Origin of the sequence: Microbacterium sp. APC 3901, assembly GCF_030407765.1 — a bacterium.
Classification (GTDB): domain Bacteria; phylum Actinomycetota; class Actinomycetes; order Actinomycetales; family Microbacteriaceae; genus Microbacterium.
Genome location: NZ_JASDCU010000007.1, coordinates 67,458 through 81,010 on the forward strand (window position 1 = coordinate 67,458; position 13,553 = coordinate 81,010).

General features: G+C 68.5%; 14 protein-coding genes. 8 read left to right on the plus strand and 6 right to left on the minus strand.

Translation table 11 applies throughout. The features are described 5' to 3' along the window. The first annotated feature begins 12 nt into the window (after positions 1 to 12). The 3 genes from QMA07_RS07995 (at position 13) to QMA07_RS08005 (ending at position 4,028) form a co-directional block, all read left to right on the plus strand. The gene (locus QMA07_RS07995) at positions 13 to 2,454 is read left to right on the plus strand and encodes a glycogen/starch/alpha-glucan phosphorylase (RefSeq protein ID WP_290161176.1); all 2,442 of its coding nucleotides are present in this window, start codon (positions 13 to 15) and stop codon (positions 2,452 to 2,454) included. A 108-nt stretch (positions 2,455 to 2,562) separates the two neighbouring features. Beyond that, positions 2,563 to 3,405 carry a DUF4097 family beta strand repeat-containing protein gene (locus QMA07_RS08000; protein ID WP_290161040.1) on the plus strand — a complete coding sequence of 281 codons (843 nt, stop codon included), beginning with the start codon at positions 2,563 to 2,565 and terminating at the stop codon, positions 3,403 to 3,405. Next, positions 3,402 to 4,028 (plus strand): PadR family transcriptional regulator, encoded by a 627-nt coding sequence (locus QMA07_RS08005; RefSeq protein ID WP_290161041.1) that lies wholly within the window; start codon positions 3,402 to 3,404, stop codon positions 4,026 to 4,028. Before QMA07_RS08000 ends, QMA07_RS08005 begins: the two co-directional genes overlap by 4 nt. Before the next feature lie 173 nt (positions 4,029 to 4,201). Here the strand turns inward: QMA07_RS08005 and QMA07_RS08010 are convergent, their stop codons facing one another. After that, on the minus strand, positions 4,202 to 4,744 hold the full coding sequence (locus QMA07_RS08010; protein ID WP_290161042.1) for a universal stress protein: 543 nt from the start codon (positions 4,742 to 4,744) through the stop codon (positions 4,202 to 4,204). Between the two features lie 149 nt (positions 4,745 to 4,893). Here QMA07_RS08010 and QMA07_RS08015 point away from each other — a divergent pair, with 149 nt between their 5' ends. Next, complete coding sequence (locus tag QMA07_RS08015; protein ID WP_042537993.1) at positions 4,894 to 5,082, plus strand: DUF3073 domain-containing protein; 189 nt, start codon at positions 4,894 to 4,896, stop codon at positions 5,080 to 5,082. Between the two features lie 97 nt (positions 5,083 to 5,179). Next, complete coding sequence (locus QMA07_RS08020; RefSeq protein WP_290161043.1) at positions 5,180 to 5,992, plus strand: MOSC N-terminal beta barrel domain-containing protein; 813 nt, start codon at positions 5,180 to 5,182, stop codon at positions 5,990 to 5,992. Between the two features lie 30 nt (positions 5,993 to 6,022). Here the strand turns inward: QMA07_RS08020 and QMA07_RS08025 are convergent, their stop codons facing one another. From QMA07_RS08025 to purM, 3 genes are read right to left on the minus strand one after another with little or no spacing between them, the layout of a single operon-like run. After that, entirely contained in the window at positions 6,023 to 7,345 is a 1,323-nt protein-coding gene (locus tag QMA07_RS08025) for an MFS transporter (RefSeq protein WP_290161044.1), read from the minus strand. Then, the gene (purF, locus tag QMA07_RS08030) at positions 7,318 to 8,790 is read right to left on the minus strand and encodes an amidophosphoribosyltransferase (protein WP_290161045.1); all 1,473 of its coding nucleotides are present in this window, start codon (positions 8,788 to 8,790) and stop codon (positions 7,318 to 7,320) included. Before purF ends, QMA07_RS08025 begins: the two co-directional genes overlap by 28 nt. 6 nt (positions 8,791 to 8,796) lie before the next feature. Then, complete coding sequence (purM, locus tag QMA07_RS08035) at positions 8,797 to 9,927, minus strand: phosphoribosylformylglycinamidine cyclo-ligase (RefSeq protein WP_290161046.1); 1,131 nt, start codon at positions 9,925 to 9,927, stop codon at positions 8,797 to 8,799. Positions 9,928 to 9,989: 62 nt separating this feature from the next. Between purM and QMA07_RS08040 the strand changes: the two genes are divergently transcribed. After that, a complete protein-coding gene (locus QMA07_RS08040) occupies positions 9,990 to 10,622 on the plus strand; it encodes a zinc-binding alcohol dehydrogenase (RefSeq protein ID WP_290161047.1) in 633 nt (210 codons plus the stop codon). 24 nt (positions 10,623 to 10,646) lie between these two features. Here the strand turns inward: QMA07_RS08040 and QMA07_RS08045 are convergent, their stop codons facing one another. Beyond that, the gene (locus QMA07_RS08045) at positions 10,647 to 10,961 is read right to left on the minus strand and encodes a potassium transporter Trk (protein ID WP_290161048.1); all 315 of its coding nucleotides are present in this window, start codon (positions 10,959 to 10,961) and stop codon (positions 10,647 to 10,649) included. A gap of 96 nt (positions 10,962 to 11,057) precedes the next feature. Next, positions 11,058 to 11,429 (minus strand): sterol carrier family protein, encoded by a 372-nt coding sequence (locus tag QMA07_RS08050; protein WP_290161049.1) that lies wholly within the window; start codon positions 11,427 to 11,429, stop codon positions 11,058 to 11,060. A gap of 99 nt (positions 11,430 to 11,528) precedes the next feature. On the opposite strand from QMA07_RS08050, the gene QMA07_RS08055 reads away from it, so the two are divergent. Beyond that, complete coding sequence (locus tag QMA07_RS08055) at positions 11,529 to 12,209, plus strand: CoA pyrophosphatase (RefSeq protein WP_290161050.1); 681 nt, start codon at positions 11,529 to 11,531, stop codon at positions 12,207 to 12,209. A 47-nt stretch (positions 12,210 to 12,256) separates the two neighbouring features. Beyond that, positions 12,257 to 13,534 carry a phosphoribosylamine--glycine ligase gene (gene purD, locus QMA07_RS08060; RefSeq protein WP_290161052.1) on the plus strand — a complete coding sequence of 426 codons (1,278 nt, stop codon included), beginning with the start codon at positions 12,257 to 12,259 and terminating at the stop codon, positions 13,532 to 13,534. Positions 13,535 to 13,553 lie beyond the last annotated feature (19 nt).

A 13,553-nucleotide genomic window follows, 5' to 3' on the forward strand; every position in this document is an offset into this window, starting at 1 on the left:
GCCCTCGCCCCTGTGATCGCTCCCCCGAGCACAGCGGATGAGTTCGTGGAGCGCTTCCTGCACAACCTCAACTTCGACCGAGGCGTCGCGCTGTCGGCATCCAGTGCGAACGACCGCTACCTCGCCCTCGCGCACACCGTGCGCGACTATCTGATGGCCCGCTGGCTCGAAGACATGCGGCACCAGAAGGAGGTGCAGGCGAAGGGCGTCTGCTACCTCTCGGCCGAGTATCTGCTGGGTCGCCAGCTCGACAACAACCTGCTCGCCGCCGACCTCACCGACGTCGCGACCGAGGCCCTGGCGTCGTGTGGCATCGACCTCGACGAGCTCCGAGCTCACGAGGTCGAGCCCGGCCTCGGCAACGGAGGACTCGGCCGCCTCGCCGCCTGCTTCATCGACTCGCTCGCCACGATGGCGGTGCCGAGCATCGGCTACGGCATCCGCTACGAATACGGGATCTTCCGCCAGACGTTCGTCGACGGCCAGCAGATCGAGCAGCCCGACGCCTGGCTCGCACTCGGCTCGCCGTGGGAGTTCGCCCGCCCCGAAGATGCGCAGACGATCGGATTCGGCGGCCACACCGAGAAGTACGACGACGAGGGCGTCCCCCGGAGCCGCTGGGTCCCCGCGTGGAACGTGCATGCGGTGCCCTACAACTACATGGTCCCCGGATTCCAGAACGGTCGCGTCAACACTCTGCGCCTGTGGAGCGCGGTCGCCACGAGCGCCTTCGACCTGCGCATCTTCAACTCGGGCGACTACGAAGAGGCCGTGCGCGCGCAGACCTTCGCCGAGAACATCTCGAAGGTGCTCTACCCCGAAGACTCCACTCCGCAGGGCAAGGAACTGCGCCTGCAGCAGCAGTACTTCTTCGTCGCGGCATCGATCCACGACTTCCTCGACAACATGCTCGCCGACGGCTTCGACCTCGCGAACCTGCCCGAGCGCGTGATCTTCCAGCTCAACGACACGCACCCGGTGATCGCGGTGCCCGAGTTCATGCGCGTGCTCATCGACGAGAAGCACCTCGAGTGGGATGCCGCGTGGGCGATCACGCAGCAGTGCTTCGCCTACACCTGCCACACGCTGCTTCCCGAAGCACTCGAGGTCTGGCCGGTCGAACTGCTGGGCCGACTGCTGCCGCGCCACCTCGAGATCATCTATCGCATCAACGACGAGTTCCTCGTGGCGGTGCGCGAGCGCTTCGGCGACGACGAGATGCTCGTGCGCAACATGTCGATCATCGCCGAGCATCCGGTGCGCTCGGTACGCATGGCGTATCTCGCGACCGTCGCCGGTGCGAAGGTCAACGGTGTCGCCGAGCTGCACTCGCAGCTGCTGCGCGACAAGGTGCTCAGCGACTTCGCCGCGTTCTTCCCGGGTAAGTTCACGAACGTCACGAACGGCGTGACCCCTCGGCGCTTCCTGCGCCTGGCGAATCCCGATCTCTCGTCGCTCATCACCGCCGCGATCGGCACGGGCTGGATCACCGACCTCGAACGCCTGCGCGAGTTGGAGCCGTTCGCCGAGGATCCCGAGTTCCGTGCCGCGTTCGCCGGAGTGAAAGCCGCCAACAAGCGTCGCCTGAGCGACGTGCTGCGCGAACGGGACGGCATCGAGATCAGCGACGACCACATGCTCGACGTCATGGTGAAGCGCCTGCACGAGTACAAGCGACAGCTGCTGAAGGTGCTGCACATCGTCACGACCTACGAGGGTGTGGTCTCGGGCCGCATCGCCGCGGCCGACGTCGTGCCGCGCACCGCGATCTTCGGCGCGAAGGCAGCGCCCGGATACGCGATGGCGAAGCGCATCATCCACCTGATCAACGCCGTGGGCGAGGTCGTCAACACCGACCCGCGACTGGAGGGCCGGCTGAAGGTCGTCTTCCCGCCGAACTACAACGTGACCCTCGCCGAGCGTGTGATCCCCGCAGCCGACCTGTCGGAGCAGATCTCGCTCGCCGGCAAGGAGGCATCGGGAACCGGCAACATGAAGTTCGCGCTGAACGGCGCCCTCACGATCGGCACCGACGACGGCGCGAACGTCGAGATCCGCGAGCTCGTGGGCGACGACAACTTCTACCTGTTCGGCATGAGCGAGCCCGAGGTCTCCGACCTGTCGGCCCGCGGCTACCGGCCCCAGGAGTTCTACCAGGCTGACGAGGGCCTCCGCCGGGCGATCGACCTGATCGCATCCGGTGCATTCTCTCGCGGCGACCGTTCGGTGTTCGAGCCCGTGGTCTCGAACCTGCTCTACGAAGACCGCTTCATGGTGCTCGCCGACTACGCGTCGTACATCGCGGCACAAGAACGAGTGGATGCCGCGTACGCCGACCAGGATGCGTGGACCCGCTCGGCGATCCTCAACGTCGCCCGCACCGGGTTCTTCTCATCCGACCGCTCGATCCGCGACTACATCGACCGCATCTGGCACACCCCGCCCCTCATCTGACGCGGCTCGAACGGGGATCTCGATACCCCTCTTGACAAGATCGAGATATATCGTGTTATTCTTGCGACACACGATATATCGTGTTCCCTCGAACCAGGAGAAGCAGACATGACCGAGAAGTGGCTCATCGCCCCCGGCGAAGAACGCGTCATCGACATCGAGAACGTCACCCGACTGAAGATCGGCCTGGTCGGCGGTCAGGTCGATGTCATCGCGCACGACGAACCCGGCATCCGCATCGAGGTGCACGGTGTCACCACCAAAGACCTCCGCATCGAAGCGAACGACGGCGAGGTCGAGATCGACCACCCGCAGCTCGGCTGGGACAACTTCCTCGAGGTGTTCCGCAACTTCGGCTCGGGCGGTCCCAAGGCCGAGGTGAGCGTCGCCGTGCCCCGCTCGATCGCCCTCAACCTCGGCGTCGTGAGCGCCGGCGCACTCGTCTCGGGCATCCGCAACGACGCCCGCCTCAACACTGTCTCGGGCGACCTCATCGTCGACACCCTCATCGGAGACCTCACAGTCAACTCGGTGTCGGGCGACGTGCAGGTGCGCGGCCTCACGGGCTCGATCAGCGCGAACAGCGTCTCAGGCGATGTCGCCGTCACGGGCACCATCCGCCGCGCCACCGTCGACATCGTCTCGGGCTCGACCCTGGTCGACGCCGCCGGCGACGTGAACGCGATCAACGTCAACTCGGTCTCGGGCGGCACGACGGTGCGCCTCGACGAGTCGCTCGCCGCGAACTACGTCGTGCGCTCGCTGAGCGGACGTCTGCTGATCGACGGCGTCGAGCGCGGCTCCTCCGGACTCAACAACTACACAGGCACGACCGGCGAGCTGGCCGGACGCTTCGTCGACCTGCGCGCGAACTCGGTCTCGGGCGGCGTCACCGTTCTTCGCCGCACGCCCGCCTCGATCGAGAACGACCCTGAATGGGAGGAAGCATGAGTCCCGCAGTCTTCTCCCACGGTGACCTCAGGCTCTACCTGCTCTCACTGCTCGCCGAGGCTCCTCAGCACGGTTACGGCATCATCCAGGCCCTGACCGATCGCACGGGTGGCACCTACACGCCGAGCGCCGGCACCATCTACCCGCGGCTCGCGAAGCTCGAGGAAGAGGGTCTGGTCAGCAAGACCGTCGACGGCCGCACCACGATCTACTCGATCACGGATGCCGGACGCGCCGAGCTCTCGTCGCGCGAAGGCGACCTCGCCGGCATCGAGGCGGGTCTCACCGACTCGGTGCGACTGATCGCCAACGAGGTGCGGCAGAGCGTCAAGGAGGCCATGAAGAGCCTGCGCGCCGACCTGGCCACGGCTGAGAAGGACGACCGCGCAGCATCCAAGTCCCGCCCGCGCACCGCAGGCGACGACGAGCGCATCATCAGCCGCGAGGAGATGCACCGGGCGGATGCCGTGATCAACGCGTTCCGAGCCCGCGTACGCACCGACCTCCGCACCCACGTGGCGCAGGGCGGCACACTGCCGGCATCCGTCGTCACGCAGTTGGAGGACGGGCTGGATGCCGCGGCGCGCGGAATCACCACGGCGCTGGCGTCACTCCGTCGCTGACCTCGCCCCCGGCATACGACCGAAGCCCCTCCCGTCACTCGACGAGAGGGGCTTCGGTCGTATCGATGGCTGACGTCCTCCGGTCGCCTGGGCTGTTCGGTCGATCTGACCAGCCGGGCGGGAGCCGACCAGCCATCCGTGCCGGAAAGGGACGGACGGAGGGCCGGATGAGACTATTCGGTCCAGATCTCGGGCTGCGAGTCGGGAACCGGGTCCTGCAGGGGCACGACCATCACCGGCCGCTGCTGACGGTGCGCGAGCCGGGCGGCGACGGATCCGGTGAAGAACTCCCGGATCGACTCGCCGATGCCGCGCTTGCGCGTGCCGACGACGATCAGCTGAGCGTCGAGCTTGTTGGCGAGCTGCTTGATGGCGAGGGCCGGGTCACCCACGAGCTGGCGGGCCGTCCACGTCAGTCCTGTCCCCTCGAGGGCGGCAGCGGCCTCGGCCTGCACGGCCTCGAACTCGGCCGCGCCGGCGTTGAGGTTGATGTCGATGGGCGCCGAGTGCACGTAGCCATCAGGATCTTCATAGGTGACGAAGCGCGTGACGTCGACGTGCGCCACCACGAGCGGAACCCGGAGGAGCCGCGCGTACCTCGCAGCCTCTTCGATCACGCGCGCGGGCTGCCCCGGCTGCATCCCGACGATCACGGCCTTCTGCAGTGTCGCGTTCTGTGCGGCCTCGTCGGTGGGCGTCGAGGTGTTGTCGGTCATGAAGATCGCTCCCTTCACCAGCTGCCAACGGGCCAGTGCGGTCTGGCCGCGTGCTATTCTGAATGCTACTCTTACCGGCCCTCAGCCGGTGTCGTGAATGACTCGGGCAGATGATTGTCCGCAGCTTAACTCGTGAGGGGGTCTCAGGCATGGGCCGTGGCCGTCAAAAGGCGAAACACACCAAGATCGCCCGCGAACTGAAGTCGTTCAGTCCGTCGGTGAACTACTCGGCGCTCGAGCGCGAACTCGCGCACCCGAGCGACGCTGAAGACGCATATGTCGACAAGTGGGCCGACGAGTATGCGGACGAAGACGAGGACGAACTCGAAAAGGCCTGACCGCCGATTCGTTCGTCGTCGACTCCCCCGTGCGATGCACGGGGGTTTCGTCGTACCCGGAACGGGTACCGACCGATCGACCTGAGAGGATTTCCTCATGGCTCGTGTCGTGTCCCTCTTCCGTCACCCGCTCAAGGGCTTCACTCCCCAATCCGTCGATTCCCTGACCGTGCAACCCGACGGCCGGATCGCGGGCGATCGCGTGCTGGCTTTCCGCTTCGCCGATGCGAGCGCCCCGGAGCACCGCGACGGGCTCGACCACTGGCCGAAGGCGAAGGGGCTCTCGCTGCAGGACTTTCCCGGGCTCGCGGCGCTGCGCACCGACTACGACGATGCCCGGCAGCGCGTGCGGATCGAGCACGAGGGAGCAGTGCTCGTCGAGGCCGGACTCGACGACGCCGGTCGTGTCGATCTCGCAGATGCCGTGACCGAGTTCGTGCTCGCGAGCGCGGAGGGCCGGCGGGCCCGCCGCCCCGGGCGACTGCCGCTCGTGCTGGTGGGCGATGGCGTGACGTCGAGGTTCCAGGACCGCGCTCGCGGGTACGTCTCGGTGCACAGTCGCGGCAGCGTCGACGCGCTCAGCGACGCCCTCGGCTTCGGCATCGACGACCGCCGGTTCCGCTCGAATGTGGTGGTCGATGACGTCGCCCCGTGGTCAGAGCTCGACTGGACGGGTGGGCTGAGCATCGGTCAGGTGACGTTCCGCACCGCGGGTCCGATCGTGCGATGCCTGGCGACACATGCCAACCCCGACACCGGCGTCCGCGACGCGAAGGTGCTCAAGACTCTCACGAGCGACCTCGGGCAGGACGAGCCGACGCTGGGCCGACTGCTGCTGCCGGGCGAGACGAAGGACGGATCGTGGTCCGGTGGTGTCATCCGCATCGGCGACGAGGTGCGGGTGCGCTGAGATCGCACGGGCGCTGAGCCTCGCCCGCAGTCACCAACGGCCGTGCCGGCGCTCCCAGTCCTCTTCGATCGTGCGACGGCGTCCGGCGATCCACCCTGCGGGGATCACGGCGACCAGCACGCCGACGAGCAGCCACAGCGGGATCAGCCAGCTTCCGGTCGCGTCGTGCAGCAAGCCGATGAGCAACGGGAACACCGCGGCGACCGCGTAGCCGATGCTCTGCACGAATCCGCTGAGGGCGACGGCGCTCTCGGGTGTGCGGGAGCGGATGCTGAGCAAGACGAGCGCGAGCGGGAACAGCGCGGCAGCGAGTCCGAAGAACGCTACCCACAGCGGCAGACCGACGGTCGGGAGGAACAGCATCCCGCCGAGGCCGATGAGCCCGAAGGCGATCGCGATGAAGAACACGGGTCTGGTCGCCTGGAAGCGCACGATGAGGATCGGCACGAGCAGCGAGCACGGCAGTCCCATCAGGCCGAACAGCGAGAGCAGCAACCCGGCGTTGGCGGGCGACACCCCGCCCACATCGATCATGATCGTGGGCAGCCAGGCGAAGGACACATAGGCGATCGTCGAGGAAGCCGCGAACACGAGAGCGATCGACCAGGCCATGGGCAGCCGCCAGAGCCGCCCGAAGACGCGGGGGCTCGCGGGCGTCGTCGCGATCGGGCCGGTCGCCATCGAGGCGGCATCCGCGTCGGCACTGATCTCGGCAGGGGAAGCGCTCCGCGGAGCTGCCGCGACGGCGTCCGCTCGACTCGTGACCAGCATCGCCACCCACGGCACCAGCGCGATCGCGGCGAACACACCCCACAGGCCCAGTGAGACCCGCCACCCCGCCGAATCGGCGACGGGCACGGCGACCAGCGGCGGCACGAACGTCGACACCGCCATGGTGGTCGAGTACACGGTCATCATCAGACCGAGTCGATCCGGGAAGTACTTCTTCACCAGGGGCGGCAGCAGCACATTGCCCGATCCGACACCGGCGAAGACCACGGCAGTCGCGGCGAGCAGCGATGTCGAGTCGACCGCGAGGCCTCGCAGCAGCAGACCTGCGGCGATCAGACCGATCGCGACCACCGCCACGCGCTCGAGTCCGAAGCGGCGCTCGAACAGCGGGGTCAGCAGACCGAAGACGGCGAAGCACACCGGCGGCGCCGCGCCGATCAGACCGACGACGACCGAGGACACCGCGAAGTCCTCGGCGACGTGATCGAGCACGGGCGACAGGGATGCCACGGCCGAGCGCAACGAGAAGGCGACCAGCACGATGCCGATCAGGGCGAGCGCACGTCCGCGCCAGAGCGGCTGCGCACCTGCGGTCACGAGGTCTGCGACCCCTCCACCCACGCGAGGTACTCGTCGGAGACCGTGCCGGTGACATATCGGCCGTCGAAGCAGCTCATGTCGAGATCGCTCAGCACGGAGCCCTCGGTGATCGCGGACTTGAGGTCCTCGACCTCCTGGTAGACCAGGTGATCGCAGCCCAGCACGGCGGCGATCTCGGGGATCGTCCGACCATGGGCGATGAGCTCGTGGCGCGACGGCATGTTGATGCCGTAGACGTGCGGGTATCGCACGGGCGGCGCTGCGGACGCGAACGTCACCGAGGTGGCACCGGCGTCACGGGCCATCTGGATGATCTCCTTCGACGTCGTGCCCCGCACGATCGAGTCGTCGATCAGCAGCACGTTCTTGCCCTGGAACTCGGTCGACATCGCATTCAGCTTCTGACGCACGCTCTTCTTGCGCACGGCCTGGCCGGGCATGATGAAGGTGCGCCCGACGTAGCGGTTCTTGTAGAAGCCCTCGCGGTACTCGATGCCCAGCTTGCGGGCGACCTCCATGGCTGCGGGCCGAGACGAGTCGGGGATCGGCATGACGACGTCGATCTTGTCCATCGGCACGTGCTTCGCGATCGTGTCGGCCAGCTTGTCGCCCATGCGCAGGCGGGACTCGTAGACCGAGACGCCGTTCATGACCGAGTCGGGTCGAGCCAGATAGACGTACTCGAACGCGCACGGCGCGAGCGTCGCGTCCTTCGCGCACTGCCTGCTGTGCAGTTCGCCCTCGTTCGTGATGAAGATGGCCTCGCCGGGTTCGACCTCGCGGACCACCTCGTAGTCGGCGTTCTCGAGCACCAGCGACTCGCTCGCGACGACCCACTCGTCCCGGCCCTCTGCGCCGGGAACCGTCGAGGGACGACGCCCGAGGATGAGGGGGCGGATGCCGAAGGGGTCGCGGAATGCGAGCAGACCGTAGCCGGCGATGACCGCGATGACGGCGTATGCTCCCTCGATGCGCTCATGAGTGCGCTCGACGGCCTCGAAGACCCGCTCGGCGTCGAGGTCGACCGTCGAGGTCGTGTTCTGCAGCTCGCCGGCGAGCACGTTGAGCAGCAGCTCGGTGTCGCTCGAGGAGTTGAGGTGACGGCGGTCGCGCTGGGCCATGTCGGCCGTGAGCTCACGCGTGTTCGTCAGGTTGCCGTTGTGGATGAGGATGATGCCGTACGGCGCGTTCACGTAGAACGGCTGCATCTCCTCTTCGTTCGACGCCGTGCCCTTCGTGGCGTAGCGCACGTGACCGAGTCCGACGTTGCCGAGCAGTCCGCGCATGTCACGGGTGCGGAACGCCTCGCGCACCATGCCCTGTGCCTTGGCATTGTGCATCACGCCGTTCGCCTCAGCGGTCGCGATGCCCGTCGCATCCTGGCCGCGGTGCTGCAGCAGCAGGAGTGCGTCGTAGATGTCCTGATTGACCGGGGCAGAGCCCACCATTCCGACGATGCCGCACATGGACTCTTACTTCGCTCCGTCCGCATAGGCGCCGACCAGGCGCACCGCTCCACCGTCGACGCCCTTGGCGCCCTGTTCGAACTCTCCTGCCGGACGCGCGCCGAAGCCCACGGTTCCGACCTGCCACGCGGCCATGCCGTCTGCCGCGAGCGCCGCGATGGCGGCATCCTTCTTGTCGGCCGCGATGATCGCGAGGAATCCGATGCCGAGGTTCCAGGTGCCCTCGGCCGATTCCAGCGTGGACCCGGCGATATCGCTGAGCACGCGGAAGACCGGGCTCGGCGACCACGTGCTGCGGTCGACCTCGGCCCAGCTGCCCTGCGGGAGCACACGGGCGAGGTTCGCCGCGATGCCGCCGCCGGTCACGTGGCTGAGCGAGTGCACTCCGCCCTCACCTGTCGTGCCGCCGAGCTGCTCGATCAGACGCAGCAGCGGAAGCGTGTAGAGGCGCGTCGGCTCGAGAAGAGCCTCGCCCCAGGTCCTGCCGAAGTCAGCGGCGTTGTCGCCGTAGCCGATTCCGGCGTTCGTGACGATGTGACGCACGAGCGAGTAGCCGTTGGAGTGCAGCCCGCTGGACTCCACGGCGAGCACGACGTCTCCGTCCTGCACGCGATCGGCCCCGAGGATTCCGTCGGCCTCGACGACTCCGGTCGCAGCTCCTGCCACGTCATAGTCGCGCGGTCCGAGGAGCCCGGGATGCTCGGCGGTCTCGCCGCCGATGAGTGCGGTGCCGGTGGCGGTGCACGCCTCGGCGATGCCGCGCACGATGTCGGCGATGCGCTGCGGGAAGACCTTGCCGCAGGCGATGTAGTCCGTCATGAAGAGCGGCTTGGCGCCCACCACGACGATGTCGTCGACGACCATGCCGACGAGGTCCTGGCCGATCGTGTCGTGCTTGTCGATGGCCTGCGCGATGGCGACCTTCGTGCCGACGCCGTCTGTGCTGGTCGCGAGCAGCGGGCGACGGAAGTCGCGCAGCGCGCTCGCGTCGAACAGCCCGGCGAATCCGCCGACACCGCCGAGCACTTCAGGGCCGTGCGTAGCGCGCACGGAAGATTTCATCAGCTCGACGGCGAGATCGCCTGCAGCGGTATCGACGCCGGCTTCGGAATAGGGATTGGTGGGGGAGGCAGCCACCCCTCCAGCCTACCGCCCGCGGGCCCCTCCTCTCCCCGCCCTCGATCTCCTACGATGGGGCCATGGCCGACAAGCCGCAGTGGTTGATCCGCGAAGACGCGAGCGTTCCGGTGCTCGTCGCGCTCGCAGTGCGACAATCGCTCGGCATCCGGGCTCCCGAAGACCTTCCGAGCCTGCGCGATCTACCGGTCAGAGCACCGGATGCCGTCGAGGTGACGCCCGAGCTCGAGAAGCAGTGGCGCGACTACTGGGACATGACGGTCGAGCCCCGAGCGCACCCCTCCGGCGTGCCGCTCGAGCTCGTCGAGGGCTTCGACACCCTCGTGGCCCTGCCGGCGACCGGTGCCGAGCAGCTCGCCGCGGCGATCGTGCCGCACGCCGAGTCGGCGATGCACTTCGCCCGCGTCGCGCACGATCGGTACGTCGCGTCGATCCGCAGTTCGATGGCGAGCCGGTCGGGCAACGGCAGCATCGGCGGCGAGGCGTACCGCGCCTATGCGAGTGCGATCGCCGAATTCGAGCGCGAGATCGGGCGGCGGGCGCATTCCTTCGAGCTCAACGTGCAGGTGCTGCCGCTCTCGCAGCGGGGGATCTGGTGGATCGGCGCCCTCACGGTCGCAGTGACCGACGGACTGCGGCGCGACGTGGTCTCGTTCGACGCGGCGATCCGGCCGATCATCGCAGAGCTGGCCTGACGGGCCCGCTGCGCGTCTACCGGGTCAGTCGTTCTCGATGATGGTCTCGTGCTCTACCGTGACGACGTGATCGTGGCGGCGGGCGAGGCGCTCGAGGATCAGCGCGACGACGCTCGCGAGTGCGAAGCCGATCGGGACGGTCCACAGCAGCAGGAATCCGAACACCTGTCCGGGCGGATACACGACGCCTGCCGCTTCAGAGGGCTCGTAGCTGCCCATCATCGTCAGGATGCCGGCGGCGATGATGCCGAGCACGACGCCGATGCCCATGAACACGCCGAAGCGCGGCACGCGGCGGACGGTCGCCTCGACCGTCTGGGGGGAATCGTGGGAGGACATGCATCCATTCTCCCACCGTTGCCTGTGGGTGGGGTGCCGGTCTCGCGCGCTTCTCGGCGTCGCCGCAGCGCGACCTCCGCCGGCGCCTCCTCCCGGTCAGGGGCGCAGCGGCAGGACGTCAGACAGATCGGCACGGGTGCCTGAGGCGCTGACCCGACCGGAGGCGGCGGCATCCGACCAGTGCTCCGTGCCCGTGGCGACGGCGATCCAGGTCGCGGGGTCCATCTCGACGACGTTCGGCGGAGTGCCGCGCGTATGCCGAGGGCCCTGGATCACCTGCACGGCACCGAACGGCGGCACCCGCACCTCGACGCTGTTGCCCGGAGCCTTCTCGTCGAGCAGCTGCAGCAGGTAGCGCACGACCGTCGCGAGATCGGTGCGCTGCGGCTTCTCTCCGGCCGCATCCGCCCGGCGCACCGCATCGAGCGCCGCACGGCCGTCGATGATGTCGATCTTCCTGGAGGGCATGGGAACAGGGTACGCCGAGCCTGTTCCCCGCTGCGGGCGCGTGCGCTTCGCACGTCGGCTTCCGCCCCGGGCGGTCAGAGCAGGCATAGGCTCGAGGCGATGAGCCAGAATCCCGACACCCTGCACGGCGCGAGAGCCCAGCTGCTCGCCGCGGCGCAGCGCAGCGAGGGCTGGACGAGGCCCCTGCCTCCGGTCGACGACGACGCGCATCCGGCATCCGTGCTCGTGCTGTTCGGAAAGCTCGACAGCATCCCGGCGCAGACCGACGCCGCGATCATGGCCGCCGACCTCGACGTGCTGCTGCAGCGCCGAGCGGCGACCCTGTCGTCGCACCCCGGACAGGTGTCATTCCCGGGCGGTCGCGCCGAAGAGGCGGATGCGGATGCCGTCGCCACCGCCCTGCGCGAGGCCGAAGAGGAGACGGGCCTCGACCCCGCGGGCGTCGAGATCCTCGCCACCCTCTCCGAGATCCCGCTCGCCGCGAGCAACCACATGGTCACCCCCGTGCTCGGCTGGTGGCGTTCGCCGTCGCGTGTGGCGGCCGTGGATCACGCCGAGACGGTCGACGTATTCCGTGTGCCCGTGGCGCAGCTGCTCGACCCCGCGACCCGATTCACGTCGACGATCCACCGAATGGGTCGCACCTGGAAGGGGCCGGCGTTCGATGTCGACGGCACGATCGTGTGGGGCTTCACGGCGATGGTGCTCGATGCGCTGTTCGACGCCGCCGGCTGGACCGTGCCGTGGGACGCCTCGGCGGAGCGCCCCGTCACGCTCTGAGGCGCAACCAGCCGACACCCTCGCGCCCGCCTCGGTAGTCTGGACGGGTGAAGATTCTCGTCCTCGGTTCCGGTGCCCGTGAGCACGCGATCATCCTCGCTCTGCGAGCAGAGACCGCGGAGCACGAGATCGTCGTCGCCCCCGGCAACGCCGGAATCGCGCAGGACGCGACGCCGGTCGCGCTCGACATGCTCGACGGCGCCGCAGTGACCTCGTTCGCGAACGAGCACGCCGTCGACCTCGTGGTCGTCGGACCCGAGGCCCCGTTGGTCGTGGGTGTCGCCGACGTGCTGCGCGCGCACGGCATCCCCGTGTTCGGCCCCGGCAGGGCGGCGGCTCAGCTCGAAGGGTCGAAGTCGTTCGCGAAGCGCATCATGGATGCCGCCGGCGTGCCGACCGGACGAGCGGTGCGCGCCACCACCACCGCCGAGGTCGAGGCCGCGTTCGACGACCTCGGTGCCCCGCACGTGGTCAAGGCCGATGGGCTCGCCGCGGGCAAGGGCGTCATCGTGACCTCGGATCGCGCCGAGGCGCTCGCGCACGCCGAGCACTACCTGCCGTCGGGCCCCGTGCTCATCGAGGAGTTCCTCTCCGGCCCCGAGGTCTCGCTGTTCTTCCTGAGCGACGGCGACACCGTGCGCGCGCTCAGCCCTGCCCAGGACTTCAAGCGCGCGCTCGACGGCGACGAAGGCCCCAACACGGGCGGCATGGGCGCCTACTCTCCGCTGCCGTGGCTCGCCGATCAGTTCGGCAGCGAGCAGGCCTTCGTCGAAGAGGTCACGCGTGACGTCGCACTGCCCGTGATCCGTCAGCTCGACGAAGAGGGCACCCCGTTCATCGGCCTCCTCTACGCGGGCCTCATCCTGACTCCCGCCGGCGTGCGCGTGATCGAGTTCAACGCGCGCTTCGGCGACCCCGAGACCCAGATCGTGCTGCCTCGCCTCGTGACGCCACTGTCGGAGCTGCTGTTCGCCGCGGCATCCGGCACTCTCGAAGACCAGCCGGAGCCGGTCTTCAGCGATGACGTCGCCATCACGGTCGTCCTCGCCAGCGAGGGCTACCCCGAGGCTCCGCAGACCGGCCGCCCGATCGAGGGCCTCGCCGATGCGGAAGCCGTCGAGGGCGTGCGTCTCGTGCACGCTGCGACCGCCAGCCCCGATGCGCCCGGAGGCTCGCTGATCGCGACCGGCGGTCGCGTGCTCAACGTCGTCGCCGTGGCCTCCGACTTCCGCACCGCGCGTGACCGGGCATACGAGGCCATCGGCCGCATCACGCTCGACGGCTCGCACTTCCGCACCGACATCGCCGCCCGCGTCGCGGAGTAGCCCCGAGCGCCCGGCAGCG